26 protein-coding genes and 1 pseudogene are annotated in these 26,625 nt (G+C 71.7%); 14 read left to right on the top strand and 13 right to left on the bottom strand.

Translation table 11 applies throughout. The features are described 5' to 3' along the window. Window positions 1-70 precede the first annotated feature (70 nt). Window positions 71-868 carry a hypothetical protein gene (locus tag ACGFW5_RS22740; RefSeq protein ID WP_393836103.1) on the bottom strand — a complete coding sequence of 266 codons (798 nt, stop codon included), beginning with the start codon at window positions 866-868 and terminating at the stop codon, window positions 71-73. A 191-nt stretch (window positions 869-1,059) separates the two neighbouring features. On the opposite strand from ACGFW5_RS22740, the gene ACGFW5_RS22735 reads away from it, so the two are divergent. Next, window positions 1,060-1,689: a hypothetical protein gene (locus ACGFW5_RS22735; RefSeq protein WP_393836102.1), complete on the top strand. Its 630-nt coding sequence runs from the start codon at window positions 1,060-1,062 to the stop codon at window positions 1,687-1,689. A gap of 44 nt (window positions 1,690-1,733) precedes the next feature. Here ACGFW5_RS22735 and ACGFW5_RS22730 read toward each other — a convergent pair whose 3' ends face one another. Genes ACGFW5_RS22730 through ACGFW5_RS22720 form a run of 3 tightly spaced genes read right to left on the bottom strand, consistent with a single transcriptional unit; the run spans window position 1,734 to window position 4,087 of the window. Next, window positions 1,734-2,507, bottom strand: a complete 774-nt coding sequence (locus tag ACGFW5_RS22730) for an enoyl-CoA hydratase/isomerase family protein (protein WP_393836101.1) — start codon at window positions 2,505-2,507, stop codon at window positions 1,734-1,736. After that, a complete protein-coding gene (locus ACGFW5_RS22725) occupies window positions 2,504-2,935 on the bottom strand; it encodes a Zn-ribbon domain-containing OB-fold protein (RefSeq protein WP_393836100.1) in 432 nt (143 codons plus the stop codon). The genes ACGFW5_RS22730 and ACGFW5_RS22725 overlap by 4 nt, the downstream gene beginning before the upstream one ends. Window positions 2,936-2,938: 3 nt before the next feature. Beyond that, window positions 2,939-4,087: a lipid-transfer protein gene (locus tag ACGFW5_RS22720; RefSeq protein WP_393836099.1), complete on the bottom strand. Its 1,149-nt coding sequence runs from the start codon at window positions 4,085-4,087 to the stop codon at window positions 2,939-2,941. A gap of 108 nt (window positions 4,088-4,195) precedes the next feature. Between ACGFW5_RS22720 and ACGFW5_RS22715 the strand changes: the two genes are divergently transcribed. Next, a complete protein-coding gene (locus tag ACGFW5_RS22715) occupies window positions 4,196-5,794 on the top strand; it encodes a FadD3 family acyl-CoA ligase (protein WP_393836196.1) in 1,599 nt (532 codons plus the stop codon). Between the two features lie 48 nt (window positions 5,795-5,842). Then, window positions 5,843-6,160 (top strand): type II toxin-antitoxin system VapC family toxin, encoded by a 318-nt coding sequence (locus tag ACGFW5_RS22710; RefSeq protein WP_393836098.1) that lies wholly within the window; start codon window positions 5,843-5,845, stop codon window positions 6,158-6,160. A 60-nt stretch (window positions 6,161-6,220) separates the two neighbouring features. Here ACGFW5_RS22710 and ACGFW5_RS22705 read toward each other — a convergent pair whose 3' ends face one another. The 3 genes from ACGFW5_RS22705 to ACGFW5_RS22695 all read right to left on the bottom strand — a co-directional run bounded on the left by ACGFW5_RS22705 (window position 6,221) and on the right by ACGFW5_RS22695 (window position 10,024). Then, window positions 6,221-6,376, bottom strand: coding sequence for a hypothetical protein (locus tag ACGFW5_RS22705; RefSeq protein ID WP_393836097.1), 156 nt, complete (start codon window positions 6,374-6,376; stop codon window positions 6,221-6,223). A gap of 220 nt (window positions 6,377-6,596) precedes the next feature. Further along, complete coding sequence (locus ACGFW5_RS22700; RefSeq protein WP_393836096.1) at window positions 6,597-6,809, bottom strand: hypothetical protein; 213 nt, start codon at window positions 6,807-6,809, stop codon at window positions 6,597-6,599. A 203-nt stretch (window positions 6,810-7,012) separates the two neighbouring features. Beyond that, on the bottom strand, window positions 7,013-10,024 hold the full coding sequence (locus ACGFW5_RS22695; RefSeq protein ID WP_393836095.1) for a BTAD domain-containing putative transcriptional regulator: 3,012 nt from the start codon (window positions 10,022-10,024) through the stop codon (window positions 7,013-7,015). Between the two features lie 238 nt (window positions 10,025-10,262). Here ACGFW5_RS22695 and ACGFW5_RS22690 point away from each other — a divergent pair, with 238 nt between their 5' ends. Next, window positions 10,263-11,483, top strand: coding sequence for an amidohydrolase family protein (locus ACGFW5_RS22690; RefSeq protein WP_393836195.1), 1,221 nt, complete (start codon window positions 10,263-10,265; stop codon window positions 11,481-11,483). Between the two features lie 100 nt (window positions 11,484-11,583). On the opposite strand, the gene ACGFW5_RS22685 is transcribed toward ACGFW5_RS22690, so the two are convergent. The 3 genes and pseudogenes from ACGFW5_RS22685 to ACGFW5_RS22675 form a co-directional block, all read right to left on the bottom strand. Then, window positions 11,584-11,790, bottom strand: coding sequence for a DUF397 domain-containing protein (locus ACGFW5_RS22685; RefSeq protein WP_393836194.1), 207 nt, complete (start codon window positions 11,788-11,790; stop codon window positions 11,584-11,586). Between the two features lie 40 nt (window positions 11,791-11,830). Continuing rightward, window positions 11,831-12,037: a DUF397 domain-containing protein gene (locus ACGFW5_RS22680; protein WP_393836094.1), complete on the bottom strand. Its 207-nt coding sequence runs from the start codon at window positions 12,035-12,037 to the stop codon at window positions 11,831-11,833. Beyond that, window positions 12,034-12,874, bottom strand: a pseudogene (locus ACGFW5_RS22675) (Scr1 family TA system antitoxin-like transcriptional regulator). The gene ACGFW5_RS22680 and the pseudogene ACGFW5_RS22675 overlap by 4 nt, the downstream one beginning before the upstream one ends. Before the next feature lie 119 nt (window positions 12,875-12,993). On the opposite strand from ACGFW5_RS22675, the gene ACGFW5_RS22670 reads away from it, so the two are divergent. The 4 genes from ACGFW5_RS22670 to ACGFW5_RS22655 all read left to right on the top strand — a co-directional run bounded on the left by ACGFW5_RS22670 (window position 12,994) and on the right by ACGFW5_RS22655 (window position 15,628). After that, the gene (locus tag ACGFW5_RS22670; protein WP_393836093.1) at window positions 12,994-13,497 is read left to right on the top strand and encodes an ATP-binding protein; all 504 of its coding nucleotides are present in this window, start codon (window positions 12,994-12,996) and stop codon (window positions 13,495-13,497) included. A gap of 284 nt (window positions 13,498-13,781) precedes the next feature. Then, on the top strand, window positions 13,782-14,318 hold the full coding sequence (locus tag ACGFW5_RS22665) for a Repetin (protein WP_393836092.1): 537 nt from the start codon (window positions 13,782-13,784) through the stop codon (window positions 14,316-14,318). Between the two features lie 335 nt (window positions 14,319-14,653). Next, entirely contained in the window at window positions 14,654-14,842 is a 189-nt protein-coding gene (locus ACGFW5_RS22660) for a hypothetical protein (protein ID WP_393836091.1), read from the top strand. 213 nt (window positions 14,843-15,055) lie between these two features. Further along, on the top strand, window positions 15,056-15,628 hold the full coding sequence (locus ACGFW5_RS22655) for a hypothetical protein (protein ID WP_393836090.1): 573 nt from the start codon (window positions 15,056-15,058) through the stop codon (window positions 15,626-15,628). Between the two features lie 249 nt (window positions 15,629-15,877). Here ACGFW5_RS22655 and ACGFW5_RS22650 read toward each other — a convergent pair whose 3' ends face one another. After that, window positions 15,878-16,579: a hypothetical protein gene (locus ACGFW5_RS22650; protein ID WP_393836089.1), complete on the bottom strand. Its 702-nt coding sequence runs from the start codon at window positions 16,577-16,579 to the stop codon at window positions 15,878-15,880. Between the two features lie 38 nt (window positions 16,580-16,617). After that, on the bottom strand, window positions 16,618-17,298 hold the full coding sequence (locus tag ACGFW5_RS22645; protein WP_393836088.1) for a rhomboid family intramembrane serine protease: 681 nt from the start codon (window positions 17,296-17,298) through the stop codon (window positions 16,618-16,620). Window positions 17,299-17,789: 491 nt separating this feature from the next. Here ACGFW5_RS22645 and ACGFW5_RS22640 point away from each other — a divergent pair, with 491 nt between their 5' ends. The 5 genes from ACGFW5_RS22640 to ACGFW5_RS22620 all read left to right on the top strand — a co-directional run bounded on the left by ACGFW5_RS22640 (window position 17,790) and on the right by ACGFW5_RS22620 (window position 24,892). Beyond that, entirely contained in the window at window positions 17,790-18,737 is a 948-nt protein-coding gene (locus tag ACGFW5_RS22640) for an LLM class F420-dependent oxidoreductase (RefSeq protein ID WP_393836193.1), read from the top strand. A 9-nt stretch (window positions 18,738-18,746) separates the two neighbouring features. Beyond that, entirely contained in the window at window positions 18,747-19,532 is a 786-nt protein-coding gene (locus ACGFW5_RS22635) for an SDR family NAD(P)-dependent oxidoreductase (protein ID WP_393836087.1), read from the top strand. A gap of 151 nt (window positions 19,533-19,683) precedes the next feature. Next, a complete protein-coding gene (locus tag ACGFW5_RS22630) occupies window positions 19,684-20,805 on the top strand; it encodes an LLM class flavin-dependent oxidoreductase (RefSeq protein ID WP_393836086.1) in 1,122 nt (373 codons plus the stop codon). 866 nt (window positions 20,806-21,671) lie between these two features. Further along, on the top strand, window positions 21,672-23,411 hold the full coding sequence (locus ACGFW5_RS22625; RefSeq protein ID WP_393836085.1) for an amidohydrolase family protein: 1,740 nt from the start codon (window positions 21,672-21,674) through the stop codon (window positions 23,409-23,411). Window positions 23,412-23,431: 20 nt separating this feature from the next. Further along, on the top strand, window positions 23,432-24,892 hold the full coding sequence (locus ACGFW5_RS22620) for an aldehyde dehydrogenase family protein (protein ID WP_393836084.1): 1,461 nt from the start codon (window positions 23,432-23,434) through the stop codon (window positions 24,890-24,892). A gap of 124 nt (window positions 24,893-25,016) precedes the next feature. On the opposite strand, the gene ACGFW5_RS22615 is transcribed toward ACGFW5_RS22620, so the two are convergent. Further along, a complete protein-coding gene (locus ACGFW5_RS22615; RefSeq protein WP_393836083.1) occupies window positions 25,017-25,349 on the bottom strand; it encodes a putative quinol monooxygenase in 333 nt (110 codons plus the stop codon). 182 nt (window positions 25,350-25,531) lie between these two features. Between ACGFW5_RS22615 and ACGFW5_RS22610 the strand changes: the two genes are divergently transcribed. Further along, on the top strand, window positions 25,532-26,362 hold the full coding sequence (locus ACGFW5_RS22610; protein ID WP_393836082.1) for an LLM class F420-dependent oxidoreductase: 831 nt from the start codon (window positions 25,532-25,534) through the stop codon (window positions 26,360-26,362). Window positions 26,363-26,625: the final 263 nt, after the last annotated feature.

Here is a 26,625-nt window from a genome sequence, read left to right as displayed (position 1 = left end):
AGGCGGGGCCTGCGGGCCCCGCCGGACAGGACGTCGAGGACACGAGCGACCCGGGCCCCTATCGGCGCCTCTATCGGCGCGGCGGTGCGCCCGGAGGTTCCTGCGGGGGCGCGTCGGGGTGCCCGTGCGGGTGCCCGTGGGGGCGCTCGGGAGGCGGTTCGTACGGGGACTCGTACGGGCGCTCTGCGGACCCCGTGCGGCGGGCGTCGTACCCGCCCTCGCCCCCGCCGTCCTCACCTTCGTACCGGGGCTCGCGCCCCGACTCGTACCTGGACTCGTGTCCCTGCGACTCGTCGTACCCGGCATCGCCACCCGGCGCGTACCCAGCCTCGCGCCCCGGCCCGCCGTGCCCGGCCCCGGCACCGCGCTCGGCGCGGCCCTCACCAGGGCCTCCGGCGCCGCGCTCGTACGGCGCGTCCACGGCCGGCACGCGGGAACGGGTCCGCGACGGTTCGACGCGGCGGCCCGCCATCAGGGCGGCCCCCAGCAGCATCACCAGGCCACCGCCCAGCGCCAGCGCGACCCCCTGGCCCATGCCCTTGCCGGACGAGTCGACGGTGAGGCTGCCCGCGGCCTGGCCCTGCCGCACCATCCACAGCACGGTGAACCCGAGCACGACGACTGCGGCGACGACCACCAGCGCACGGGAGCGCAGCACCAGTGCCACCAGGGTCACCAGCGCCGCGAAGGCGAACGGGAGCAGCAGCGAACCGGCCACCGCAGCCTTGTCGGGCGAGATGCCCGAGAACAGGTCGTCGATGCGGTAGGCGCTGCCGTGACGGCCGTCGTACCAGGCACGGAAGGGACTCCAGACGGCGGCCGCCGCTCCGACGAGAGCGAGGATCGAGCCGATGACATTGCGGACCATCTCCGGCCCTCCTAACAGGCGGCTCTCCTTGCCGACGCTACGCCCGGTGGGCACACCCCGCTACCCGGGGCGGCACACGTTCTCCGCCACGCGCCCGCGCTTCCCGCACATAACCCCTGCGGCTGCCACGGACCCCGCTGTTAGGGTGTCGGCCGGTCTTCGGAGGGGGTAGGACGGTGTTCCGTCGAGGGATGAAGTGCACGGCCGTACTGGCGGGGATGGTGTTCGCCCTGACCGGATTCTCCAGCCACGGCCATGGCCACGGCCACGGGTCGAGCTCGGGCGGGGGGTGCTCCAACTCCCGCAAGAGCAACGGAAGTTCGGGCACGAGCAACAGCGCGAGCGGCAGCACAGGCAGTGGCAGCACGAGCGGTACGAGTGACAGCCCCAGTGACAGCCCCAGCTACGGCTCGGGCTCCAGCGGCTCCAGCGGCTCCACCGGATACAACGGCAACCGCTACGGCACCAGCACGACCGGTACCACGACCGGTACCACCACCGGCACCGGCACCGGCTCCGGTGGGCGCTCCAGCACCGGCACCGCGCCCACCCTCACCTCGGTCGTCACCCAGTGCGTCTCGGCGGCCGACGGCGTGAACAGCTCCACGGTGCGGGTGAGCATGGGCAGCGGCAGCGCCACCGGCAGCCGCCGCTACGAGGTGCGGGTCACGTTCTATGACGCGAGCGACGCCACCGTCGACGAGGGGACCGCCTCGGTGTCCCTGTCCCCGAACGGTTCCCGGGACGTCGAGGTGCCGATGAGCCACCCCGCCCTGATCGGCAAGGTGCACGGCTGCAAGGCGTCGGTGAGCCGCCTCTGACCCGCGCCAGCCCCGGGGGTGCGCCCCGGGGGTGCGCCCCGCGCTCAGCGCGTACGGAAGTCCTTCGAGCGGCGGGTCGCGAACAGCTCCGTCTGCCGCTCGGGCGGCAGGTTTCCGAGCGCCACGAAGGCCGGCGCGCGGGAGTGGGCCTGGGTGAGGGTGGCCTCCTTCGCGGCCCACACCGACCGTACCGTCCCCTGCACGGCCTCGGTCGGGAACGAGGCGATCGTCTCCGCGCAGCGCACGGCCGCGCTCAACTCGCCGCCGGGCACGGTCACTTCGCTCACGAAGCCGATCTCGTACGCCCGCCGCGCCGACATCCGCTCGGCCGTGCCCATCAGCGCGAGCCGGGCCGCCTCGCCGTGCGGCATCCGCAGGGCCAGGTACATCGACTCGTACGCGCTGACCATCCCGTACGTCGTGTGCGGGTCGAAGAACGTGGCGTCATCGGCGGCGATCACGAACTCCGCCTCGCCCAGCAGGTAGAACGCCCCGCCGCAGGCCATCCCGCGCACCGCGGCGACCACCGGTTTCCACAGGTCGTTGGCCTTCGGCCCGATCGTGAGCAGGGGATCGTCGGTGGAGTACGGGGACGAGGGCTGGGGCACCTGGGCCGAGCGGTCGATGCCGGTGCAGAACGCCCGCTCTCCGGCGCCCGTCACCACGACCGACCTGACCGTGTCGTCCGCCCGCAACTCGTGCCATGTGTCGGCCAGTTGGGCGGCGGTCGCCAAGTCCACGGCGTTCAGGCGTTCGGGCCGGTTCAGGGTGACGACGGCGACACCGGTCTCCTTGTCGCGGGTCACCAGGACGTTCACGCGCGCTCCAGGAGCCAGCGCGGCACGGTCACTCCGTCGACCTCGGTGAACGCGACCTGCACGCGTGCGCCGATGCGCAGACGCGCAGGGTCGACGGAGTCGAGCGCCGCGTCCGGTGCAGCGACCACGTTGCCCACCAGGCGGATCAGCGGGTCCTCGGCGAGCTCGACGACGACGGCGTTGTAGGGGGCCATCGCCGCGTAGTCGGGCAGCAGCGGGGGGTGCGGGAAGACGTACGACCAGACGCGGCCGCGCCCCGAGACGCGGCGCCATTCGCTGGCGAAGGACTGGCAGTGCGGGCAGCACGGCCGGGGCGGGAAGCGCAGCCGGCCGCAGTCGGGCGCGGCGCACGCCTGCACGCGCAGCTCGCCCCGCGCGGCGTACTCCCAGAACGGGGCGCCGTCGTCGTCGGGCACGGGTGTCAGCATCTCTCAACTCCTCAGCAGAATCGCGGAGGTGGGCACGCCCTCGCCCGCGGTGACCAGGCAGGTGGCGGCGTTCGGCACCTGGGCGGTGCTGATGCCGCGCAGTTGCTTCACGCCCTCGTTGATGAGGTTGAACCCGTGGACGTAGGCCTCGCTGAGGCCGCCGCCCCCGGTGTTGATGGGCAGCCGCCCGCCGATCTCCAGGGCGCCGCCCTCGGTGAAGGCCGCGCCCTCGCCGCGCCCGCAGAAGCCGTAGCCCTCCAGGGAGAGTGGGATGAGCGGGGTGAACGCATCGTAGATCTGCGCGACGTCGACGTCGTCGGGCCCGAAGTCGGCCTGTTTCCACAGGTGTCGGGCCGCGGTCCAGGCGGGGCCGGTCAGCGGGTCGTCGTTCCAGTAGTTGACCATGCCGTGGTGCTGGGCGGGCAGGCCCTGGGCGGCGGAGTGCACGTACACCGGCTTCTGCCGGCAGTCGCGGGCCCGCTCGGCGGAGACTACGACACACGCCAACGCGCCATCTGTTTCGAGGCAGTTGTCGAAGAGGCAGAGCGGGTCGCTGATCCAGCGGGAGGTCATGTACATCTCGCGGGTCAGCGGCCGTTCGTACATCATCGCGGCCGGGTTCTGGTTGGCGCGGTTGCGGCAGGCGAGGGCCACGTTGAAGAGGTGGTCGCGGGTGGCGCCGTACTCGTGGAAGTAGCGGCGGGCCAGCATGCCGATCTCGTCGGCGGGCCGCAGCAGGCCGAACGGGCGGGTCCACTGGCCCGGGGTGGGAAGCTGAACGGCCGTGTTCTTCCAGGGCCTTGGCCCACTGCCGCGCTTGCGCGAGCGCCAGGCGACGCCGACGTCGGCCTGTCCGGTGGCGATCGCGGCGGCGAGGTGCCCGACGGTCGCACACGAACCGCCGCCGCCGTAGCCGACCTTGCTGAAGAAGGTCACGTCCCCCGCGCCGATGGACTTGGCGACCTCGACCTCGTCGGTCTCCTCCATCGTGTACGAGGCGAACGCGTCCACCTCGGACGGGCTGATGCCCGCGTCGTCGAGCGCCGCGATGATCGCCCGGCACGCCAAGGTCTTCTCGGATTCCGGCAGGTGCTTGGCGAACGGCGTCTGCCCGATCCCGACGATGGCTGTCGCGTCCTTCAGAGTGGCCATGGCCCCACCTCCACGAGCGTCACCAGTACTGACAGCGCAGGAGGCTACAGCTAATCTGACGGTTAGTCAGCTGGCGTGCGGGCGGAGGGGCTTTCGATGGGGCTTTCGATGCGCGGGGACCTGGAGTGGGGCACGATCGCGAAGCTGGTACGCAGCGCGGCCGAGCGCTACGGCGACCGGGAGGCGGTCGTCGAGGGCCGCGGCCGCATCTCGTACGCGGAGCTCGGCGAGCGGGTCGAGCGGGCCGCCGCCGCATGCGTCGCGGCCGGGGTCGCGCCGGGGGACCGGGTCGCCCTCTGGGCCCCCAACACCGGGGACTGGATCGTCTCGGCGCTCGGCGCGGTGAGCGCGGGCGCGGTGCTCGTGCCGCTGAACACGCGGTTCAAGGGCGCGGAGGCGGCGTACGTCCTGGAGAGCAGCCGGGCGAAGCTCCTGTTCATCACCGGCACCTTCCTCGGCACCTCCTATGTGGCCTCGCTGCGCCGCGCGACGGCCGAGGGGCCCGGCTCGGGCCCGCTGCCCTCCCTGCCGCATCTGGAGCAGGTGGTGGTCCTCTCCGACGACGCCCCGGACGCCTTCCGCACCTGGAAGGACTTCCTGGCCGACGGGGAGGGCGTAGCGCGGGCGGAGACGGCGGCCCGCGCGGACGCCATCTCGCCGCACTCCCCCTCCGACATCGTCTACACCTCCGGCACCACCGGCCGCCCCAAGGGCGCGGTGATCACCCACGCCCAGACGCTGCGGTGCTATGCGATCTGGGCCGGCCTCGCGGGCCTGCGCGAGGGCGACCGCTATCTGATCGTGAACCCGTTCTTCCACACCTTCGGCTACAAGGCGGGCATCATCGCCTGCCTGATGCGGGGCGCGACGATGGTGCCGCAGCCGGTGTTCAACGTCGACACCGCGCTCGCCAACATCGCCGCCGAACGCATCTCGGTCCTGCCGGGCCCGCCCACCCTGCACCAGGCGCTCCTGGACCACCCCGCCCGCGACCAGCACGACCTGAGCGCGCTGCGTCTCGTGGTGACCGGCGCGGCGGTCGTCCCGCTGCGCCTGGTGGAGCGCCTTCGGGGCGAGCTGGGTGTGGTCACCGTCCTGACCGCGTACGGGCTCTCCGAGGCGAGCGGCATCGTGACGATGTGCCGCCGCGGCGACCCGGCGGACGTCATCGCCGCGACCTCGGGCCGCGCGATACCCGGCACGCAGGTGCGGGTCCTGGCCGCCGCCCCGGGCGAGCCCGGCGAGGTCCTGGTCCGTGGCTTCCATGTGATGCGGGGCTATTTCGAGGACCCGGCGCAGACGGCCGAGGTGATCGACGAGGACGGCTGGCTGCGCACCGGCGACATCGGCGTCCTGGACGACGCGGGCAACCTGCGCATCACCGACCGGATCAAGGACATGTTCATCGTCGGCGGCTTCAACGCCTACCCGGCGGAGATCGAACAACTGCTGGACCTGCACCCCGAAGTGGCCGACGTCGCCGTCATCGGCATCCCGGACCCCCGCCTCGGCGAAGTGGGCCGCGCCTACGTGGTGCGCCGCCCCGGCTCCCCCTTGACGGCGGACGACCTGATCGCCTGGTCCCGCCGCGAGATGGCGAACTACAAGGTGCCGAGGGAGGTCGAGTTCGTCCCCGGACTCCCGCGCAACGCGAGCGGGAAGGTGATGAAAGGGGAACTGCGGGGCGGTTACCGGTCAGCTGGGTGAGGCCGTCACCTGGAGGACGTACACGCACGGGTGCCGCACCATGGTCAGGTGGAGGAACGTGCCGCCGGGCACGAAGGCGGTCTGCACACCGTCTCCCACTCCTTGATGGCGCGTGCCGTGCAGGTGCAGAGACGCTGCTGCTCGCACGATCTCGGCGGCGCGCAGGCATACCTCTGGGTGCGCGACACGCGGTTCACGGGGTTGCCCCTCACGGCGGGGCACGGAGTGCGGGCGGGCCGCCTCCCGGCACTTCACCGGGACCCGTTCGACCGGATACTCGTCGCCCAGGCGCAAATCGAAGGCATGACCTTGGTGACGCGCGACCAGTGGATCCCGAAGTACGACGTACCGGTGATGCCGGTTTGACGGCGCGGGCCCGCCCCCCAGCGGGCCCGCACCTGCCCTGACGCTCCGGCCGCGGCGGGCTCAGGTGGCGTGGATGTCCTGCGGCGTGATCACCGTGGCGTGGATGTCCAGGGTGCCCGCGGTGACGTGCGGGGCGGCGAGGGCGGGGGTGGCGGCGCCGACCGCCGCCGTTATGACGACGGCGAGCGCGGCGAGCAGGCGGGTGGTGCGGTTCATGGCAACTCCAGGTGCTGTGCGGGGTGTTGGTCGTGTGTGACGTCGGTGTCAACCGTATGCATGATCGCCCGTCCCGGCGGCGAAGGACCGGCGAATGCCCGGACCGGCGGGCGCGGAGCGGACCGGCCCCGGACATGCGGCGGCCGCGACGGCTCCCCTCCGTGCCGTCGCGGCCGTCCCCCCGTCCCCCGCTCCCCCCGCTCCCCCCGCTGGGAAAAAGCTAGTTGACCGGTTCTGCGGTGGCGTGGACGTCGTCCGTCGAGACCGTGCCGGTGGCCGTCGCGTGGACGTCCAACGGTTTGACGGTGCCCGGCCCCCCGGCGGCGGCCGTCGCGTGCACGTCCAGCGGCTTGAACGTGCCGTCGTCCGCGGTGGTCGTGGCGTGGACGTCCAGCGGCTTGATGACCGGTTCGGTGCTCTTGATGTCGCCCATGGTGGCTCTCCCGTTGGCGGTACTGGTTGATCGGAACGGACCCGTCCGGCCGCTCCCCCGATGGCGTCCGGACGGGTCCTTGGGAGCCGCTCAGAGTAGTACTGCGGCTCTTCGCCCTTCCGCCGGCCCCCCGGCGCCACGGAACGACTGAGTAGAAGAGTGCCGGGCGGCGATAAACGAACGATGAACGGGCAGCCCCGCGCCTATGCGGCGTGCGCGGGGGCCAGCAGCGCGCGGACGGTTTCGGCCTCCGGGGAGCCCAGCGCGTCGAACAGTTCCAGCGACTCCCGCCAGCAGACCTGGGCCCGGCCGCTCTGCCCGATGGCGTCCAGTGCCCGGCCGAGGACCGTCAGGACGTTGCCCCGCCGCCAGTCGCCCCCGATGCCGCGCAGCCGTGTCAGCGCCATCTCCGCATGGGCCGCCGCCTGGGCCGGGCGCCGGGCGGCGAAGTCGACCTCGGCGAGACGGAACAGGGCCATGCCCTCCCACAGGTGCTGGCGGCTGTCCCGGAACACCTCAAGGGCCTCGCGGAGCCGGCGGACCGCCTCGGCGTACTGGCCGTCCTTCGCCAGGGCGAGCCCCAGCGCATAGCGGGCGTTGGCGCCCCGCAGCGAATTGCCGAGCCCGTCGTAGATGTCGATGCCGTTCTGGGCGAGGGCCACCGCGCTGGCCGTGCGGCCCATGGCCAGATGGATCCGCGACAGGTTGCACAGCGCGCTGGCCTCGCCGGGGCGGTCATCGCCCCGCGAGTAGTTCTCGATCGCCGTCGTGAGGTGCTTCTCGCCCTCGCCGTACCGGTTCTGGTAGAGGGCGACGACACCCCGGATGTTGGGGGCCCAGCAGCCGGGAAGCGGGTCCTCGGCGAGCTCGGACAGGCGCATGCCCTCCGCCGCGTCCAGGTCCGCCTGGTCGAAACCGCCCGCCGTGTGCCGGGCGTTGGCCAGCGCGGTCAGGACGCGGCCCTCCGCCCGTACGTCCCCGTGGGTGTGGGCGGACGCCTGGAGCGCGGTGCCACTGGCCACGTACTCCTTGGAGTTGGTGCCCGATTCCGCGAGGTCGAGGGCGGCCCAGAGCAGGTCCACGGCCCGGCGCAGGAAGGCAGGACGGCTCGCTGCCTGCCGTACGCAGGCGAGGAGCGGGACGGCCTCCGCGTACATCCAGTCCTGGGCGGCGTGGGGCTCGTCGAAGCGCACACCGGGGCGCCCGGTCGGCTCCAGGTGGTCCACCAGGCGGTCGCCCGGGCGTTCCAGCGCGTACACGCCCGCGGCCGTCGCCAGATAGAAGTCGAGCAGCCGCGACAGGGCCAACTCCTGCTCCTGCGGCGGCAGTTCGTCGCGCTCGGCGCACGAGCGGGCGTACAGCCGCACCAGGTCGTGGTAGCGGTAGCGGCCCGGCGCGGCGGACTCCACGAGGGATGTGTCGACCAGGGACTCCAGCAGATCCTCGGTCGCCTGCTCGGGCAGGTCGAGGACGGCCGCCGCGGCGGCCAGGGAGATGTCGGGCCCGTCGGGCAGGCCCAGGAGGCGGAAGGCGCGGGCCTGGGCGGGCTCCAGCTGGCCGTAGCCGAGCTCGAAGGTGGCCTTGACCGCGAGGTCGCCGGCCTGGAGCTCGTCAAGGCGACGCCGCTCGTCCGCGAGCTTCGCCGCCAGCACGGAGACCGTCCAGGTGCGGCGCGAGGCGAGCCGGGAGGCCGCGATGCGGATGGCGAGCGGCAGGAAGCCGCAGGCGGCGACCACGTCGAGGGCCGCCTCGCGCTCCGCCGATACGCGCTCGGCGCCGACGATCCTGGTGAACAGCTGCAACGCCTCGTCGGGGGACATCACGTCCAGGTCGACGAGGTGCGCGCCGGCCAGGTCGACCATCCGGTTGCGGCTGGTGACGAGGGCGGCGCAGCCCGCGGTGCCCGGCAGCAGCGGCCGGATCTGCGCCGCGTCGCGGGCGTTGTCGAGCAGCACCAGGACCCGGCGGCCGTCGAGTGTGGAGCGGAACAGGGCCGCGCGCTCCTCCATCGAGTCGGGGATCGCCGGGTCGGGTGTGCCGAGCGCGCGCAGGAAGGCGCCGAGCACCGTCTCGGGTTCGGTGGCCTGCGCGCCGGCGCCCTGGAGGTCGATGTAGAGCTGCCCGTCGGGGAAGTGCGGGCGGGCCGCGTGGGCCACGTGCACGGCGAGCGTGGTCTTGCCGACGCCGCCGATGCCGGCCAGCGCGGAGACCGCCATGACCGTGGTCTCGGCGCCGGCGAGCCGCGAGGTGAGCTCGCGTACGAAGGAGGCGCGCCCGGTGAAGTCCGGTACGGAAGCGGGCAGTTGGGCGGGCCGTACCGGAGCCGGGGCGGAGGCGGGCGCGTCGGCTGGTGGCCGGGCCAGGTCCTCGTCGGCCTGGAGGATGCGGTGCTGGAGGCGGGCGAGCTCGGGCCGGGGGTCCACGCCGAGCTCGTCGGCGAGCAGCCGCCGCGTGTCCGCGTACACCGCGAGCGCTTCGGCCTGGCGGCCGCTGCGGTACAGGGCCAGCATCAGCAGTTCGCGCAGCCGCTCGCGCAGCGGGTGCGCGGCGGTCAGCGCGGTCAGCTCGGAGACGGCCACGGCGTGGCAGCCGGCCTCCAGGTCCAGGTCGAGCCGCGCCTCGGTGAGCTGGAGGCGCCACTCCGAGAGCCGGGTGCGCTGGTTCTCCGCGTACGGGCCCGGCACGTTGGCCAGCGGTTCGCCGTCCCAGTGTGCGAGCGCCTTGTTCAGGAGGTCGCGGGCGCGGCCCTGATCGCCGCCGGTCCGCGCCTTCTCGGCGGCGGTGGCCAGCTCCTGCGCCTCGGTGAGGTCGAGGGTGGCGGCGCCGGCCCGGATCGCGTAGCCCCCGGACTCGCTGACCAGGACCCCGGGATCCAGCACCTTGCGCAGCCGGGAGGCGTACGTGCGGAGCGCGGCCAGGGCCTGGGAGGGCGGGTCCTCGCCCCAGATGGCGTCGATGAGTTCGGCGGCGGTGGCGGTGTGGCCCTCGCGCAGGAGCAGGGCGGCGAGCAGGGCGCGCTGCTGCGGGGAGCCGGACGGCAGGGCCTGTTCACCCCGCCAGGCCCGCACCGGTCCGAGTACGCCGAAACGGAGCCCGGCGCCGGATGCCGCCGGGCCGTGCATGTCCGCCGCCTGGACGAGGTGCCCCGCCGCGCGCTGCGGCGGCGGTACCGGAGCGCGCTGCTCCGGTACGCGCGTCCCGCCGTCACGGTCCATAGCTGCCCCCTGTACCCCCGTACTCCTGGATTGCTCCCCGCCAGTCTGCCCTGTCCGGAGGGGTCGCGTCAGCAGCAGGTGACTCTCTGCACAAGGCTTCGACACATGCCCTGCACACTCATCGCAAGCGCTGTCCGTCGTGCGTGGGCCGAGATGCGGTGGCCCGGGCGGGGCGTAGAGCGTGCGCAGATAGCTGACGGATCGTCAGATCCGCTCTACCGTAGGGGGTATGGAGACCTTGGAGACTTTCCCGAAGATCATCTCGGTGGACGACCACACGGTGGAGCCCCCCAACGTCTGGCGGGATCGCCTCCCGTCCAAGTACCGGGACATCGGCCCGCGCATCGTCAGAGCCCCCCTGAAGGAAATGACCTTCCTGGGAGGCAAGTTCGCCCCGGTCATGGGGGCCAAGGGGGACGAAGGACCGATCGGCGACTGGTGGGTGTACGAGGACCTGCACCGCCCCCTCACCCGCCTGGACACGGCGGTCGGCTACGACAGGGACGAGATCCGGCTGGAAGTCATCACGTACGAGCAGATGCGCGAGGGCTCGTACGACGTGCCCGCGCGCCTCGCCGACATGGACGTCAACCACGTCCAGTCCGCGCTCTGCTTCCCCACCTTCCCCCGCTTCTGCGGCCAGACCTTCACCGAGGCGTCCGACCGCGAACTCGCCCTGCTCGGCGTGCGGGCGTACAACGACTGGATGGTGGAGGAATGGTGCGGCCCCGACGCACACGGCCGCCTCATCCCGCTCCCCCTGATCCCGCTGTGGGACGCCGAACTCGCCGCCGCCGAGGTACGCCGCAACGCCGCACGCGGGGCCCGCGCGGTGGCCTTCTCCGAAATACCCCCGCACCTGGGCCTGCCCTCGATCCACACGGACGCCTGGGACCCCTTCCTCGCGGCGTGCGACGAGACCGGCACGGTGATCGCCATGCACATCGGCTCGTCCAGCAAGATGCCCTCCACCTCCCCGGACGCCCCGCCGGCCGTCGGCTCGACCATCACGTTCGCCAACTGCTGCTTCTCGATGGTCGATTGGCTGATGAGCGGCAAGTTCGAACGCTTCCCCAACCTCAAGGTCATGTACGCGGAGGGCCAGATCGGCTGGATCCCGTACATCCTGGAGCGCGCGGACGTGGTGTGGGAGGAGAACCGGGGCTGGGGAGGCGTGGCGGACAAGGTCCACCGCCCCCCGTCCGAACTCTTCACGGACCACGTGTACGGCTGCTTCTTCGACGACGCGTTCGGGCTGCGCAACCTGGACGCGATCGGCGTCGGCAACGTCCTGTACGAAACGGACTACCCGCACTCGGACTCGACATGGCCCAAGTCGAGGGAGGTCGGCGAGGCGCAGATGGGGCACCTGTCGGCGGACGTGGTGGAGCGGATCGTGCGGGGCAATGCGATTGCCCTGCTGGGGCTTACGGGGGAGGGGTTGTGGGCGGGGGCGTAGGCCTGCGGCCCGGCGGTTGGGACGCGGCGGCCTCCCGGCTCAGCCGCATGCCGGCCCGGCACCCCGGACCGGCCGCCGCCGCCGCACGTTCGCCGTACTGTCAGCGCCCCGCCGCGTAGGAGACGAAGGAGGCCCAGGTGCCCGGGGGGACGCTGAGGAGGTCACCGTCGGGGTACTTGGAGTCACGGATGTGGATGGTGCGGGGGGTGGTGGCTACTTCGATGCAGTCGTTGCCGTTACTGCTGCTGCTGTAGCTGCTCTTGAACCAGGCCAGTTCGCGGCCGTCGACGGCGGGGGATTCGTACATCACGATTCGCTTCTCCCGTCACGCGTTGTGGGATGAGGGTTCAGTGGCTGGCCGCGTAGGAGACGAAGGCGTTCCAGGTGCGCGGGGTGACACCGAGGCGGCTGCCTTCGGGGGTCTTGGAGTCGCGGATGTGGATGGTGCGGGGGGTGGTGGCGACCTCGATGCAGTCGTTGCCGTCATTGCTGCTGCTGTAGCTGCTCTTGAACCATGCCAGCTCGACGTTGTCGACGGCGGACTCGCGAATCATGATTCTCCCAGCATTCGCTCGATGAAGTCCCTTGACTCTCCCGGCGTGAGAGCCAGGGATCGGATGATGCCATAGCGCAGTTCCACGATACGTAGCTGGCGGGGATCTGCCACCGGTCGGCCTCCGGAAAGTCCATTTGCGCGGCCCACGGCGGAGCCGTCGCCGAACTTCAGCACCTCGATCAGGCCACCGACTCCGGGATGGTCCCAGCGCGATGTAGGCATCACTTGGAGCTCGACGTTCGGCAACTTTGCTACGTCCAGCAGGCGTTGGAGCTGTTGGCGCAGGACAGCAGCCCCGCCCGTCGGCCGCCGTAGCGTCACCTCCTCTTGAACAAAGCTGAGTTCTGGCAAGGGCGTACGGCTGAAGACTGCCCCTCGGGCCATCCTCGCTGCCACCATCCGCTCCAGCTCATCCGGCGAGTACGCAGGGCGCCACGTCCGCAGCAGCGCTCGCGCATACTCCTCGGTCTGCAACAGCCCATGGATGTTGTGGTTGGCGTACATGCACAGCTCCACCGCCTGGGCCTCCAGCTTGGCCAGCTCGCGCACCTTTTTCGGATACCGGGCGACGGCCACGTCCGCTTTCATCGCCGTGAGGCGGCCACCCGCGCCCAGGACATGCTCGGCCTTGTCCAGGTACTCCGGGCGCGGGATCCGGCGCCCGCCCTCCACCTTGAACACCAGATCCTCGCCGTACCCGATCGCCGCGCCGAACTCCGCCGCCGTCAATCCGGCGCTCTCACGCCAGAGTTTGAGCTGGCGCCCGACCGTCGCCGCCACCGCGCAAGCCTCTTCGTCCGGGTCCGTACCCCAGTCGTCACTCATCCGCACCCACCTCCGAGCGAAGCCGTACCCCCGGACAGCCGGGACGCCACCGGACAGAGCCGGGACAGAAACTTTGCGTACCCGCGCGATCACTGGTCAGGGTAGACGGGTGTGGCCACGCTGAGTGATGTGAAAGAAGAAATCGCCCCAGAGGTACGTAAGTTCAGCGTCCAGCTCTCCTGTACGCGGCGGGGTGCCCGGATCGCCCGGGTGCTCACGGTCGAGCAACTGCGCAGGTGGGGAAGGGAGTTCGGGGACGCCCAGTGCGTCGTGGGTGAGCTGGCGGCCAATGCGGCACTGCACGGGCGCGTACCGGGGCGGGACATGCGGCTGGTGCTGAGGGACGACGGGGCAACGCTGCGGATCGAGGTGGTGGATGCGCAGGGTGACCGGCTGCCCGTCGCACGGGAGGAGCCGTGGGGCGAGTCGGGCCGGGGGCTGCTACTTGTGGCGGCGTACGCCACCCGCTGGGGCGTCCTCGCAGGCCCGGGCCCGTGCAAGACGGTGTGGGCGGAGCTGCCCGCGAGGTCGGGTGACGGCGCGGGCGGGGGCGGCGCGCAGCCGTACGCGGAGAGCTGCGAGGGCGGAGTCCGACCGTTCCAGGGCCACCGCGCCGCCCCGGCCGGTCGCTGAACCGGCGTTGCACCCAAGCAATCCTTGAGAGGGAGACGGGCGTTGGGGCCAGAGGGGGGCGAACAGGCGGCATGGGCCGGCCGACTCGGCCGGCCAAACGGCACCCGTTGTGAACCGGTGCGCGACCCCGGTCGTACCCGCGCGTACCTCTGGAGTCGCAGACCGCGAAGGTCTCCCCCGCCTGGAGACGGGGCCCGTTGCCGCCCCGGGCGTGATGTGGCGGGAGTGCGGCGTCGGGAGAGTGGGAGCCGTCCGATTGACCCGCCTACTACCTGAGGACCGTTATGAACCGCCGTACGAAGACCGCCGTGCTCGGTGTCACGCTTCTGCTCACCGCTGCTGTGGCAACGGGATCCGCCGACGCGTCCGGTGGCGACCGGCGGGAGGCCGCCGCACTGACCGGCACGGCGAAGCTGTACCGGTCGACCGGGGACGACATCACGTTCTCCTTCGATGCGCATCTGGCGGCGAAGGACAACGAAAACCCGCTCCAGGCGACGGGCACCTTCGAGTGGAGCCACTACCGCGACGGCCACGGCGCCTGGGCGAAGGCGAAGGTCAACTGCCTCATCACCGGTGACAAGGTGGCCGTGGTCTCGGGCGTCATCACGGACTCGGACCTGCCCGGCGCCAAGGGAAAGCAGGTCGGCGTCACCGTCCATGACCTCGGCCGCCATGACCGGCTCGGCTACAGCTGGGCCGCGACCGGCTCGCCCGTGGATTCTGGCGACATGCCCAAGTGCGTGAGTTCGGCGCCCTTCGAGAAGGTCAAGCAGGGCACGGGTGACTACACGGTGGTCCCGTGGCAGCCGAAGCTGTAGCCCCGTCATCTGGAAGGCCAAACCGAGCTCGGCCGGCGCGGCCGCCCTGCGCTCGCGCGCCCGACCGCCGGGGTGCGTCCTTCCCCGGCATGTGAACGCCGCCGCACCGGGCGTGGTGTTTGAGTACGCGTACTCATGAGGGGTCACCCCGCTCCCTTTAGCGTGACGCGGGCAGAGACGAGGCGCACGAGGGGGAGGGGGCGGGTGAGTTCGGTCGAGGCGGAGTGGGCCCAGCTCAGCGGAGTGGGCCCAGCTCAAACGGGACGCCGTGGGCCGGGCGGCGTTCACCGGCCCGATGAGGACGCCGTCCCGAGCCCCGGCCTTCCTTCTGTGCGTTGCCCTCATGGGCGCTGACCGGATGCGGTACGGGTGGCTCCACGGGTTCCTCGGAGGTCCCCTTCGCGGGCATCGGCACGACGCCCGACGCGGCCGATGCGATGGAGAAGGCGTCGAGCGAGCTCTACGACGTGATCGCGCGGTCGGATCGGGGCGCCGACAACGGGCTGCGGCGTCGTCACCGCTGACGCGGACGGAACTTGGTTCGGCAGGGACCCAGCCAGCGAAGGGTTCGAGGCCAGGCGATTCGCGGTCGACGACGGCCCCTTGCCGTTCTCGGACGGCACCCGCACGCCCGCGCACTCCAACTACTTCAATCCCGAACGGGACCCCGAGCCGGCAAAGAACATTGCGCGGATGGTCTCCGGTCACTCAGACGAGATCACAACGGAGCCCTACTGATGAACCGACGACTCAAGCAGGCGGCCACGGTGGTCCTGGTGGGCACATTGCTCGCAGGGTGCGGGGGCGCGAAGAAGGGTGTAGCGGGCAAGAAAGCGCCGGGCATGAACATGCAACAAGCTGCGGATCGAGCTGACGCGATGCTGGACGCCACATTCGCTGCCATCCAGCCGGAAGTCCAGTGGTCCCCTACTGCGACCACGGCGGGAAGCTGTGACGTGACGCGGCGGCGCATGGTCATGACCGTCATCTCCGAGCAGCGAAGAGGGAGTTTTCTCGGGCTGGCCGAGCGCTTCTGGAAGCAGAGCGGATACGTGATCAAGTCAGTCGACCCGGACAAGCAGATGCCTGTGATCTATGCGCAGAGCAGGGACGGCTTCGCCATCACCGTTTCCGTGGGTGACAGGGGGAACGTCGACTTCGAGGTCGACACCCCTTGCGTGCAGGAATCCGAGGTAGCCGAGCCCAAGAGCAAGCCCAACGGCCCGTCTTACAAAGGCGTTTGGCCGCTTCCCCTCCCCAATATCCACTCCGACTTCTGGTCAGCGGATGCTCCGGTCGAGCCCAACTGACATGTGAGGCAGACCGTAGCCCGTCCGGGGTCGGAGGGGAGGCCCAGTCGATGCCCGCGACGATCTGCTCGGTGGTGGCGGAGCCCGTGTCGCCCAGCGCCCGGACCGCGACGCGGCGCTACCGTGACGCGCACCTGAGCATGGACCGGCTCGTGACCCGGCACGCGGTCAAGCCCGCCGACGCCACGTGTCGCTCAGCGGCGGTGCGGACGCGGGGGTCGGCCGGGCCGGGCCAGGTCGCCGCCGCCCTCACCGCCTCGGCCGCGACCCGGAGAGTCCGGCCCACTGTTCCCACGCGTTCGCGTGGCTGCCCGACGCGGTGGCCCGGGCCACCGACGCGGCCTCCTCCGGGGTCGGCTCGCCCTGGCGGGAGAGCAGGGTCAGCGGCCAGTTTGGGGTGCCGGGCGCCTCACCGTCGAAGGCATGCAAGGTCCACGCCGCGTCGAACCGCCACGCGCGTCCGCTCCGGTCGGCGACCTCGTCGCCGGGTTCGAGGAACGCGTACGGCCGGTAGAGCAGCGTGATCCGGATCGGCCCGCCCTGGTCCGGGTCGATCGCGAAGCCCTGGTCCTCCAGTTCGGGGTCGTGGGTCTCGCCCTGCGGCAGTACGTCGAGGTACGTCGCCGGGCGGGGCAGCATGCCGGTGACCAGGGGCGGATCGAAGTGCTTGACCGACTGGACGTGCACCACGGTGGCGGGAATTCCCACCCGGCAGGTGTCACCCGCCCTCAGAGTGGTCACCGACGGTTCCGTTCGGAAGATCTCCCGCTCCTGGGCGGCGGGCGTCGGTAGCGCCATGTGGCCGTTCCAGCTGATGCCCTCGGCCTGTGGATCCAGGGCCAGCCACGGCCACAGGACCGACACGTGGTAGCGGCCGGCGTCGGCGACGACCGTCTCGGTGAAGGGGCACTCCAGCACCAGCACGTCGGCGTGCCTGTAGGCATGGCTCATGGACGCATTCTGCAAGCCGCGTCCATGAGCCGCACGGGTCACCCCACCGGCTGGGCGGCGCTCGCGCCCCGGAAGCCGTGCAGGGCTGTCAGGGCCGCGCCCAGTACGGCGCCCGTCACGAGGCCCACCCCGTGGTTGTTGGAGATGGCGCACAGGACCAGTCCGGCGGCGGGGATGAGGAGGGGGAGCAGCCGGGACTCCGGGGACGCGGGGCGCAGGGCGCGGTGCGCGGCCAGGGCGCCCACCAGCCCGCACAGGGCCACCGAGTCGCCGCCTCCCGTCGGGCTCCAGCCCGCCATGCTCACGGCCTGGGCGGCGACCCCGCTCACCAGGAACACGAGCGGCATCAGGACCGGCCCGAGCAGACGCTGGGCGACCGGGGCGATGACGACGATCGCCGCCAGGTTGAAGAAGAGCTGGAGCGGGCCGGAGGTCTGGACGAGCAGCGCCGTGGCCGCCCGCCACCAGGGCGCGCCGGGTTCGCGCTGGAGGTGGTCCATGACGGGGGGCGCCACGGTCTGCACGATCGCCATCGCACCCATCACGGCGACCATGCCCGCCGCGACCCACGGCACCGGCCGACGCCACAGGGTGCCCAGGAGCTCGACCGGGCTGAGCCGGCGGCCGTCGCCGGCCTCGGCCTGAAGGATCTTCGCCCCGGTCGGCACGACGGCTGCGGCGCAGCCATAGAGGATGACGGTGTGGAGGGTCAGGGTCATGGCCACAGCATGACGCAGCGACCAGGCGCGCAGCAGGGCGGCCTGTCACCTGTTGACCATGACATTTGTCCGCCCCCCGGCACCGCGCGATCACCCCGAGCCCGAACAGGGCGCGCAACGGCGGGGGTTGGAGAGGGCTGGGTGCGGACCCCGTGGCGCGGGGCCATGGCCTTGCCGGCCTCCCCGCTTGAGTACGCGTACTCAAGAGAGGTCACGCTGTTCCTTCTGGCGTGACGCGACACCGCCATGAAACCCAGCGAAAGCGGAGGGTTGCTACCCGATTCCGGACGGCAAGAAGATCGGGCGGTTCCAGACCCCTCCTCGATGGTCGGGGCGATGGTGTCATCCCACTGCCCTCGCGGGGTCAGGCGACCGTGCTCTGCCGCCGTTGGGCCCGACCCCTTGCCTGACGGGGCGTCAGCTATGACGATGGGGCCACCCGGTTGGTTGACGGACCGTCAGGTCTGGGTGGAGGTGGGCGTACGGTGTCGATGGGGCCGGTACTGGCGAACGGGCGGCTGGTGTACGGGATGCAGCTTCCCGTTCAGTCGCAGAGTGCCATCTACGCGGAGGCGTGGGAGGCCGGGGCCGGGGTGGAGGAGCTGGTCGCGGTTGCCCGCGCCGCCGACCGGGCCGGGTTCGCCTATGTGGCGAGCTGTGACCACGTCGCCATTCCGCGTCGGCTCGCGGGGGCGATGAGCACCGTCTGGTACGACCCGGTCGCCACCCTCTCCTTCCTCGCCGGGGTGACCGAACGGGTCCGGCTCATGAGTCACGTGGCCGTGGTCGGGCTGCGGCATCCCCTGCTCACCGCCAAGCAGTACGCGACCCTCGATCACCTCAGTGGCGGCCGGCTGATCCTCGGGGTCGGGGCCGGGCACGTGGTGGAGGAGTTCGACGCCGTCGGGGCCGACTTCGAGCGCCGGGGACCCGTGCTCGACGAGACGATCGACGCGCTGCGGGCCGCGCTCGGGCCGCAGGAGTACCCGTCCTTCCAGGGTGAGCGGTTCGCGTTCGACGGGCTCGGGCAGCGGCCCCGGCCGGTGCAGCAGCGCGTCCCGCTGTGGGTGGGCGGATCCTCGCCCGCCGCCCTCCGCAGGGCCGCCCTGCGCGGCGACGGCTGGCTTCCGCAGGGCGACCCCCGGGACCGGCTCCCCGGCCGGATCGCCAGGCTGAAGGCCCTGCGCGAGGAGGCGGGGGTCGTCGAGCCCATCGTGGTCGGCGCGATCACCGAAGCGCTGTACGTCGGTGAGGCCGCCTGGGACACCGGGCGCCGCACCCTGACCGGCAAGCCGGAGGCCCTGGCCGAGTCGCTGCATGCGTACCGGGCGATGGGGGTGGACCAGATCCAGGTGCGGTTCCGCTCACGCGACTGCGCCGAACTAACCGACCAGATGGCCGCGTTCGGGGCCGAGGTCGCCCCGCACCTCAATGACTAGGAGTCCAGCATGGGCAAGCTCGACGGACGAGTCGTGTTCATCACCGGCGGGGCGCGGGGGCAGGGCGAGCAGGAGGCACGGCTCTTCGCGGCCGAGGGGGCCAGGGTCGTCGTCGCCGATGTGCTGGACGAGCAAGGGGAGGCGCTGGTCAAGGAGTTGGGCCACGACACGGCCCGGTTCGTTCATCTCGATGTCGGCCGGGAGGCGGAGTGGGTGGCTGCCGTCGGCGTCGCCAAGGACGCCTTCGGGAAGATCGACGGGCTGGTCAACAACGCGGGCATCCTCCGGTTCAACGCGCTCCTCGACACCCCGCTGGACGAGTTCATGCAGGTGGTGCAGGTCAACCAGGTCGGCTGCTTCCTGGGGATCAAGACGGTCGCGCCCGAGATCGGCGCTGCGGGCGGCGGCACCGTCGTCAACACCGCCTCCTACACGGCCATGACCGGGATGGCGGCGGTCGGCACGTACGCGGCCACCAAGCACGCCATCCTCGGACTCACCCGCGTCGCCTCGCTGGAGCTCGCGCACCTGGGGATCCGCGTCAACGCGGTGTGCCCGGGGGCCATCGACACCGCGATGTCCAACCCGGCGCAGCTGGACCCGACGGCGGACGCCACGGAGACCTCGGCGGCCCTCGACGCGCTCTACCGCAAGCTGGTGCCGCTCGGCCGGGTCGGCAGGCCCGAGGAGGTGGCCGCCCTTGCCCTCTTCCTGTCCTGCCAGGACTCCTCGTACATCACCGGGCAGCCGTTCGTCATCGACGGCGGGTGGCTGGCGGGGGTGTCGCTGTTCTGAGGGCCGGGGGAGGGGCCCGCTGCGGTCGCTGCCACAGGGCGCCTGACTGTGCGTCAGGTATTGACGGTGCATGCGGCCGGTGGAACAGTCGGGCCCATCACAATCTGACGGTACGTCAGAAACTCGTGATACCTCATGAAGGAGAAGTCCCTTGGAATTCGGACTCTTTGTGCAGGGATACGTGCCGGCGGCACGATCCGCTGTCGACCCCATGGCGGAGCACAAGGCGCTCATGGAGGAGACGCAGTACGTCATCCAGGCCGACAAGTCCGGCTTCAAGTACGCCTGGGCCTCCGAGCACCACTTCCTGGAGGAGTACTCGCACCTCTCCGCGAACGAGGTCTTCCTCGGCTACCTCGCCCACGCCACCGAGCGCATCCACCTCGGCTCGGGCATCTTCAACCCACTGGCCCAGGTCAACCATCCCGTAAAGGTCGCCGAGAAGGTGGCCATGCTGGACCACCTGTCCGAGGGGCGCTTCGAGTTCGGCAGCGGGCGGGGCGCCGGCTCGCACGAGATCCTGGGGTTCATACCGGGCGTCACCGACATGAACTACACCAAGGAGATCTGGGAAGAGACCATCGCGGAGTTCCCCAAGATGTGGCTCCAGGAGGAGTACCCGGGCTTCCAGGGCAAGCACTGGTCGCTCCCGCCACGGAAGATCTTCCCCAAGCCGTACGGGGCCTCGCACCCGGCCATGTGGTACGCCGCCGGGTCGCCGGCCTCGTACGCGATGGCGGCGCGCAAGGGGCTGGGGGTGCTCGGGTTCTCCGTGCAGAAGGTCTCCGACATGGAGTGGGTCCTGGAGCAGTACAAGACGGCGATCCGGGAGGCCGAGCCGGTCGGGGACTTCGTCAACGACAACGTCATGGTCACCTCGACGGCCATCTGCGCGCCCACGCACGACGAGGCGGTACGGATCGCCGTGAACGGCGGGCTCAACCGGCTCCAGTCGCTGGTGTTCCGCTACCACGACACGTTTCCCCGGCCGGAGGGGATTCCGCAGTGGCCCGAGCTGCTGCCGGAGTACAACGCCGAGATCATCGAACTCCTCATCGCGGAGGAGCTGATGATCTGCGGGGATCCTGACGAGGTGGCTGCGCAGTGCCGGCGGTGGGAGCGGGCGGGGGCGGATCAGCTGTCCTTCGGACTGCCGATCGGGGTGTCCTTCGAGGACACGCTTCAGTCGATCCGGCTGATCGGGGAGCGGGTGATTCCCCAGATTGATACGGATCCGGTGCACCGGACGTCGCGGTTCCGGGCGGCGTCGTAGGGGGCGCGGGGTCCAACGCCCTGGGGCTTCGCCCCGGACCCCGGGGGGTTTTCCCACCCGCCTGTGCGGCTACTTGGGGGTGCTGCCCCTGGGGCTGCGCCCCAGACCCCGGGGGGTTTTCCCACCCGCCCGCCCGTGCGGCTACTTGGGGGTGCGGCTCCCTGGGGCTGCGCCCCAGACCCCGGGCGGGGGCTCCGCCCCCTGCACCCCCGGTTCGCGCCTTAAGGGCGCTCGTCCTCAATCGCCGGACGGGCTGAGGATGCCCGTGCGGGCCGGCACGTCCCCTGCAACGGTGCCGATAGGGGCGCGGGACCGTGTCATGGCGCGGCTCCGCCGCGGTGGGCGCGAGGGGCGATTCCGGGGGCCCAACAGGGGCGCGGGGAACTGCGCGAGCAACCGTGCACGGTGCGCGGTCGAAAGGGGGTTAAGGGGCGCGGGGAACTGCGCGAGAAGCGACCACGGTCCGCGGGCGGACGCGGGTTTAAGGGGCGCGGGGAACTGCGCGAGCGGCCACGCACGGTTCGCGGATTTGTGCGCACCTCAGCCCCCGGGGCTCGGCCGGTTCACGCCGGGTGTCGGGTGGGTGGGTGGGGAGGCCCCCTGGGGTCGGCCGCCCCGGCCACCCCGGCCCAGGGGGCACCGGGGGTGGAACCCCGGGCACACAGACGCGGGGCGGCGTCTTCCCGGACCGTCGCCTCGTCACCCGCCCCGGCCGGAGGCCATTCGCGGCGGCCCCGGCCGGGGCGGACCCACCCGCAGAGCCGGGCCCAGCCGCAGATCCGGGCCCGCACGCAGATCCGCACCCGGGCCCGCACGCAGATCCGCACCCGGGCCCGCACCCGGGCCCGTACGCAGAAAGGGATCCCATGCTCGACCACCTGATCAAGGGCGCCACCCTCGTGGACGGAACCGGTGGGCCCGCGCGGCCGGCGGACGTCGGGATACGGGGCGGCCGGGTCGCCGTCATCGCCGGCCCCGGCACCGTCACCGAGGCCGCCGTCACCAGCGAGGACGCCACCGGGCTCGTACTCGCACCCGGGTTCGTCGACCCGCACACCCACTACGACGCCCAGCTCTTCTGGGACCCGTACGCCACACCGTCCATGAACCACGGCGTCACCACCGTCGCCGGCGGCAACTGCGGATTCACCCTCGCCCCGCTGCACCCCGACCGCCCCGAGGACGCCAACTACACCCGTCGCATGATGTCCAAGGTGGAGGGAATGTCGCTGAAGGCCCTTGAGAACGGGGTGAGTTGGGGGTGGTCGACGTTCGGTGACTATCTTTCCCGGCTCGACGGGCGCATCGCCGTCAACGCCGGGTTCATGGTCGGCCACTGCGCCCTGCGGCGCCACGTCATGGGCCCGGACGCCGTCGGCGGGCAGCCGACCCCCGCCCAGCTCGACGCCATGCTCGGCCTGCTCCACGACGCCATGGACGCCGGCGCCTGGGGCCTGTCCACCACGCAGTCCTCCACGCACTCCGACGGTGACGGACAACCCGTCGCGTCCCGGCACGCGCTGCCCGCCGAACTCCTCGCCCTCAGCCGCGCCGTGGGGGAGCACGAGGGGACCCAGCTCGAAGCCATCGTCGCAGGATGCCTCGACCAGTTCGCGGACGACGAAATTGATCTCCTCGTGGAGATGAGCGCCGCCGCCGGCCGGCCGCTCAACTGGAACGTGCTCACCATCGACGCCGCCGTACCCGAACGCGTACCGCGCCAGCTGATCCCAAGTGACCGTGCCCGCAAGGCAGGTGGCCGGATCGTCGCCCTGACCATGCCGATCCTCACGCCCATGAACATGTCGCTCGGCACCTTCTGCGCCCTCAACCTCATCCCCGGCTGGGGCCGGATCCTCGCGCTGCCCGTCCCTGAACGCATCGCCGCGCTGCGCGACGCGGACGTACGGGCCGACATGCTGCGCCGCGCCGACAGCAAGGAGGCCGGGATCTTCCGGCGCCTGGCCGACTTCGGGCGGTACGTCATCGGCGACACCTACAGCCGTGCCAACGAGGGGCTTTCCGGGCGGGTCGTCGGCGACATCGCCGCCGAGCGCGGGCTCGACCCCTTCCACTGCCTCGTCGAGATCTGCGCCAACGACCGCCTGCGTACGGTGCTTTGGCCCATGCCGACCGACAACGACCCGGCCACCTGGGCGCTGCGCCGCGAGACCTGGGAGCACGAGGACGTGCTGCTCGGCGGGTCCGACGCCGGCGCGCACCTCGACCGGATGTGCGGGGCTCCGTACACCACGCGCTTCCTCGGGGACTGTCTGCGCGGCCGCAAACTGGTGCCCCTCGAACGGGCCGTGAAGATGCTCACCGACGACCCTGCCCGGCTCTTCGGGCTGCGCGAGCGGGGCCGGGTGCGGGAGGGGTTCCATGCCGACCTCGTGCTCTTCGACCCCGAACGGATCGAGGCCGGCCCCGCCACCCTCGTGCACGACCTGCCGGGCGACAGCCCCCGGCTCGACTCCAAGGCGATCGGCATCGTCTCCGTCCGCGTCAACGGCGTCGAGACGCTGCGCCACGACCGGGTGACGGGGGCCGTGCCCGGCACGGTGCTCCGCTCCGGGCGTGACACGAGGACGGTGAGCACCAAGTGAGGGATCAAGTGAGGGATCAAGTGAGGGATATAGAGCGGAAGTTGTTCATCGGCGGCGCGTGGGTCGCGCCCGACGGCGGGCACTATCCCGTGCTCGATCCGGCCACCGAGGACGTGGTCGGGCTCGCGCCGGAGGCAAGTCGCGACCAGGTGTACCGGGCGGCCGCCGCCGCGCGGGAGGCCTTCGGTCCCTGGTCGCGTACGCGTCCCGAGGAGCGGGCCGCGATCCTTGACCGGGCCGCGGACCTCATGCAGCGCGACGCCGCCGCCAACGTCGAACTCGCCCGCGCCGAGACCGGCGCCACCACCGCCACCGCGCGCGGCATGCAGGTCGGGGTCGGGGTGGCGCGGTTCCGGCGGTACGCGAAGGGCGCCCTTGAGCCGGTGGAGCAGGCGCTCGTGCCGCAGATCAACGAGGCGGGGCCGATGGGCGCGGCCGGGGTCTTCGGGGCGCTCGTCGTGCGGCAGCCCGTCGGGGTGGTCACATGCGTCACCTCGTACAACAACCCGTGGGCCAACCCGGCGGGCAAGGTCGCGCCCGCGCTCGCCATGGGCAACACGGTCGTGGTGAAGCCCGCCCCGCAGGACCCGCTGTCGGTGTTCAGGATGGCCGAGGCGCTGGAGGAGGCGGGGGTGCCGCGCGGGGTCGTGAACGTCGTCACCGGGTCCGCGCAGGCGGTCGGCGAGGCGGCCGTGGACTCGCCCGACGTCGACATGGTCAGCTTCACCGGGAGCACGGCCGTGGGGCAGCGCATCGCCGAGGTGTGCGGGCGCGGCATGAAGCGGCAGCTGATGGAGCTGGGTGGCAAGGGGGCCGCGGTCGTCTTCGACGACGCCGACCTCGACTCCGCGGTCCGGGGCATCGGCACCACCTTCGCCTTCTACAGCGGGCAGATCTGCACCGCGCCGACCCGGGTCCTGGTCCAGCGCGGCGTCCACGACCAGTTGGTCGAGAGGCTGACGGCGTACGCGGCGTTCCTGAAGGTCGGCGATCCCACGGCGCGGGACACGGTGGTGGGGCCGGTGATCTCGGCCGCGCACCGCGACCGCGTGGAGTCGTATGTGGAGCTGGGCCGCAAGGAGGGCGCGACGGTGGTCGCGGGCGGCGAACGCCCGCCCCTGGAGCGGGGGTTCTACGTCGCCCCGACGCTCCTCGCGGACTGCACCAATGACATGAGGGTGGCCCGCGAGGAGATCTTCGGCCCGGTCGTCGTGGTCATCCCCTTCGACGACGAGGAGGAGGGTGTCGCCCTGGCCAACGACAGCGAGTACGGGCTGCTCGACTACGTCTGGTCCGGCGACGTGGCCCGCGCCTTCCGGGTCGCCCGGCGGCTGCGCGCGGGCGGGGTCGGCGTGAACACGATCGGCCGCAACATGGAGGCGCCGTTCGGCGGCTTCAAGAGGAGCGGGGTGGGGCGGGATGTCGGCTCGTACGCGCTGCACGCGTACAGCGAGACCCAGTCGATCGTCTGGCCGGGTTAGGCCGGGCTAGGCCCGGTTAGGCCCGGGGCGGCTACGCGGCGGGTCGGGTCGGCTGGGCGCCGGGGCGGCTGAGCGCCGGGTCGGGTCGGCTGGGCGCCGGGGCGGCTACGCGGCGGGTCGGCTGTTACTGGCCCGGCTTCGGGGACAGCTCGGCCATCTTGTTCCAGCCCTGGCCGGGCACCTCGACGTTGATGATCTCCGGGGTGGCGGCAATGGCTCCGGCCATGGACTCCATGCCGGCCCGGAAGTGCTCGGACTCCACGTGCGCCGCGCCCGCGGCGGCATCGGCGAAGGCTTCGAGGAGGGTGTACTGGGTGGGGTCGTCCACGCTGCGCGACCAGTCGTAGAACAGGTTGCCCGGCTCGGCGCGGGTGGCGCGGGTGAAGTCGTCGACGATGGTGAGCCAGTTGTCGGCGTGCTCGGGGCGGACGGTGAACCTGACGGCGATGAAGATCATGCCTCTACCGTGCCGGGTCGGCACAATAGTTGCAAATGTGGTCACTCCCGGGGGAACGCGGGCTGCGGGGCCGGGCCCGGGCCGGGGGGCGGGGTACGGGGTGGGGGCAAGGTGTCTTGCGGTTGTGCGGGGTCGGGGATAGGAAGTGATCCCCGCCGCGGGCCGACCGGAAGGGTATGCCGATGCGCATCGCCGCCACCATCTTCCTCACCGACCAGACGATCACCCCCGTACGTCTGGCGCGCGAGCTGGAGGAGCGCGGGTTCTCCGGGCTCTATCTGCCCGAGCACACCCACATCCCGGTGGAGCGGGTCACTCCCTATCCGGTGGGCGGCGAGTTGCCACCGGAGTACGGGCGCACCCTCGACCCGTTCGTCGCGCTCGGCCAGGCATCGGCGGTCACCGAGCGGCTGGGGCTCGGCACCGGGATCACGCTGGTCGCCCAGCACGACCCGATCGGCCTCGCCAAGCAGATCGCCACCCTCGACCACCTCTCCGGCGGGCGCTTCACGCTCGGGCTCGGCTTCGGCTGGAACAAGGAGGAGGCGGCCGATCACGGGGTCGAGTGGGCGACCCGGCGCGATCTGGTGCGGGACCGGATGGGTCTGATGCGGGCCCTCTGGGCGGCTGAACCGGCCGCCTACGAGGGCGAGTTCGGGTCCGTGAAGGCCTCGTACGCGCACCCCAAGCCGGTACGGGGCGGCGCGCCGCGTGTCCTGGTCGGCGGGGCCGCCGGGCCGAAGCTGTTCGCGCACATCGCGGAGTACGGGGACGGCTGGATGCCGATCGGGGGGCGGGGGCTTGCCGAGTCGCTTCCGGTGCTGCGGGCTGCGTGGGCGGAGGCCGGGCGCGAGCCGGGTGACCTTCAGGTCGTTCCGTACGCGGTGCTGCCCTCTGCGGGGAAGCTGGCGCGGTATGCGGGGCTTGGGGTTGAGGAGGTTGTGCTTCAGTTGCCGGCGGGGGGTGAGGGGGCTGTGTGTAAGGTCCTCGACGAGTACGGGCAGTACGTGTAGGGGTGGCCGGCCCCCAACCCCCTGGGCTGCGCCCTGGACCCCGGGGTGTTTTCCCACCCTCCCGCCCGCCCGTGCGGCTACTTGAGGGTGCAGCGCCCTGGGGCTCCGCCCCAGACCCCGGGGGGCTTTCCCACCCACCCGCCCGTACAGCACATTGAATGAGCTGAGCCCTGGGGCTGCGCCCCAGACCCCATGCGGGGGCTCCGCCCCCTGCACCCCCGGTTCGCGCCTGAACGGCGCTCGTCCTCAATCGCCGGACAGGC

Origin of the sequence: Streptomyces sp. NPDC048416 (assembly GCF_043200435.1) — a bacterium.
Taxonomy (GTDB): Bacteria; Actinomycetota; Actinomycetes; order Streptomycetales; family Streptomycetaceae; genus Streptomyces.
This window is presented reverse-complemented; position numbering and strand designations above follow the sequence as displayed.

Bases quoted from the DNA above. Each gene is read 5' to 3' on its own strand.
- ACGFW5_RS22735 (WP_393836102.1), top strand. From the start codon at position 1,060: ATGAAGTGCACGGCCGTACTGGCGGGGATGGTGTTCGCCCTGACCGGA.
- ACGFW5_RS22740 (WP_393836103.1), bottom strand. From the start codon at position 868: ATGGTCCGCAATGTCATCGGCTCGATCCTCGCTCTCGTCGGAGCGGCG.
- ACGFW5_RS22695 (WP_393836095.1), bottom strand. From the start codon at position 10,024: ATGGACCGTGACGGCGGGACGCGCGTACCGGAGCAGCGCGCTCCGGTA.
- ACGFW5_RS22700 (WP_393836096.1), bottom strand. From the start codon at position 6,809: ATGGGCGACATCAAGAGCACCGAACCGGTCATCAAGCCGCTGGACGTC.
- ACGFW5_RS22685 (WP_393836194.1), bottom strand. From the start codon at position 11,790: ATGTACGAATCCCCCGCCGTCGACGGCCGCGAACTGGCCTGGTTCAAG.
- ACGFW5_RS22640 (WP_393836193.1), top strand. From the start codon at position 17,790: ATGGGGCCGGTACTGGCGAACGGGCGGCTGGTGTACGGGATGCAGCTT.
- ACGFW5_RS22655 (WP_393836090.1), top strand. From the start codon at position 15,056: ATGAACCGACGACTCAAGCAGGCGGCCACGGTGGTCCTGGTGGGCACA.
- ACGFW5_RS22625 (WP_393836085.1), top strand. From the start codon at position 21,672: ATGCTCGACCACCTGATCAAGGGCGCCACCCTCGTGGACGGAACCGGT.
- ACGFW5_RS22705 (WP_393836097.1), bottom strand. From the start codon at position 6,376: ATGAACCGCACCACCCGCCTGCTCGCCGCGCTCGCCGTCGTCATAACG.
- ACGFW5_RS22725 (WP_393836100.1), bottom strand. From the start codon at position 2,935: ATGCTGACACCCGTGCCCGACGACGACGGCGCCCCGTTCTGGGAGTAC.
- ACGFW5_RS22715 (WP_393836196.1), top strand. From the start codon at position 4,196: ATGCGCGGGGACCTGGAGTGGGGCACGATCGCGAAGCTGGTACGCAGC.
- ACGFW5_RS22615 (WP_393836083.1), bottom strand. From the start codon at position 25,349: ATGATCTTCATCGCCGTCAGGTTCACCGTCCGCCCCGAGCACGCCGAC.
- ACGFW5_RS22665 (WP_393836092.1), top strand. From the start codon at position 13,782: ATGAACCGCCGTACGAAGACCGCCGTGCTCGGTGTCACGCTTCTGCTC.
- ACGFW5_RS22645 (WP_393836088.1), bottom strand. From the start codon at position 17,298: ATGACCCTGACCCTCCACACCGTCATCCTCTATGGCTGCGCCGCAGCC.
- ACGFW5_RS22635 (WP_393836087.1), top strand. From the start codon at position 18,747: ATGGGCAAGCTCGACGGACGAGTCGTGTTCATCACCGGCGGGGCGCGG.
- ACGFW5_RS22720 (WP_393836099.1), bottom strand. From the start codon at position 4,087: ATGGCCACTCTGAAGGACGCGACAGCCATCGTCGGGATCGGGCAGACG.
- ACGFW5_RS22610 (WP_393836082.1), top strand. From the start codon at position 25,532: ATGCGCATCGCCGCCACCATCTTCCTCACCGACCAGACGATCACCCCC.
- ACGFW5_RS22650 (WP_393836089.1), bottom strand. From the start codon at position 16,579: ATGAGCCATGCCTACAGGCACGCCGACGTGCTGGTGCTGGAGTGCCCC.
- ACGFW5_RS22680 (WP_393836094.1), bottom strand. From the start codon at position 12,037: ATGATTCGCGAGTCCGCCGTCGACAACGTCGAGCTGGCATGGTTCAAG.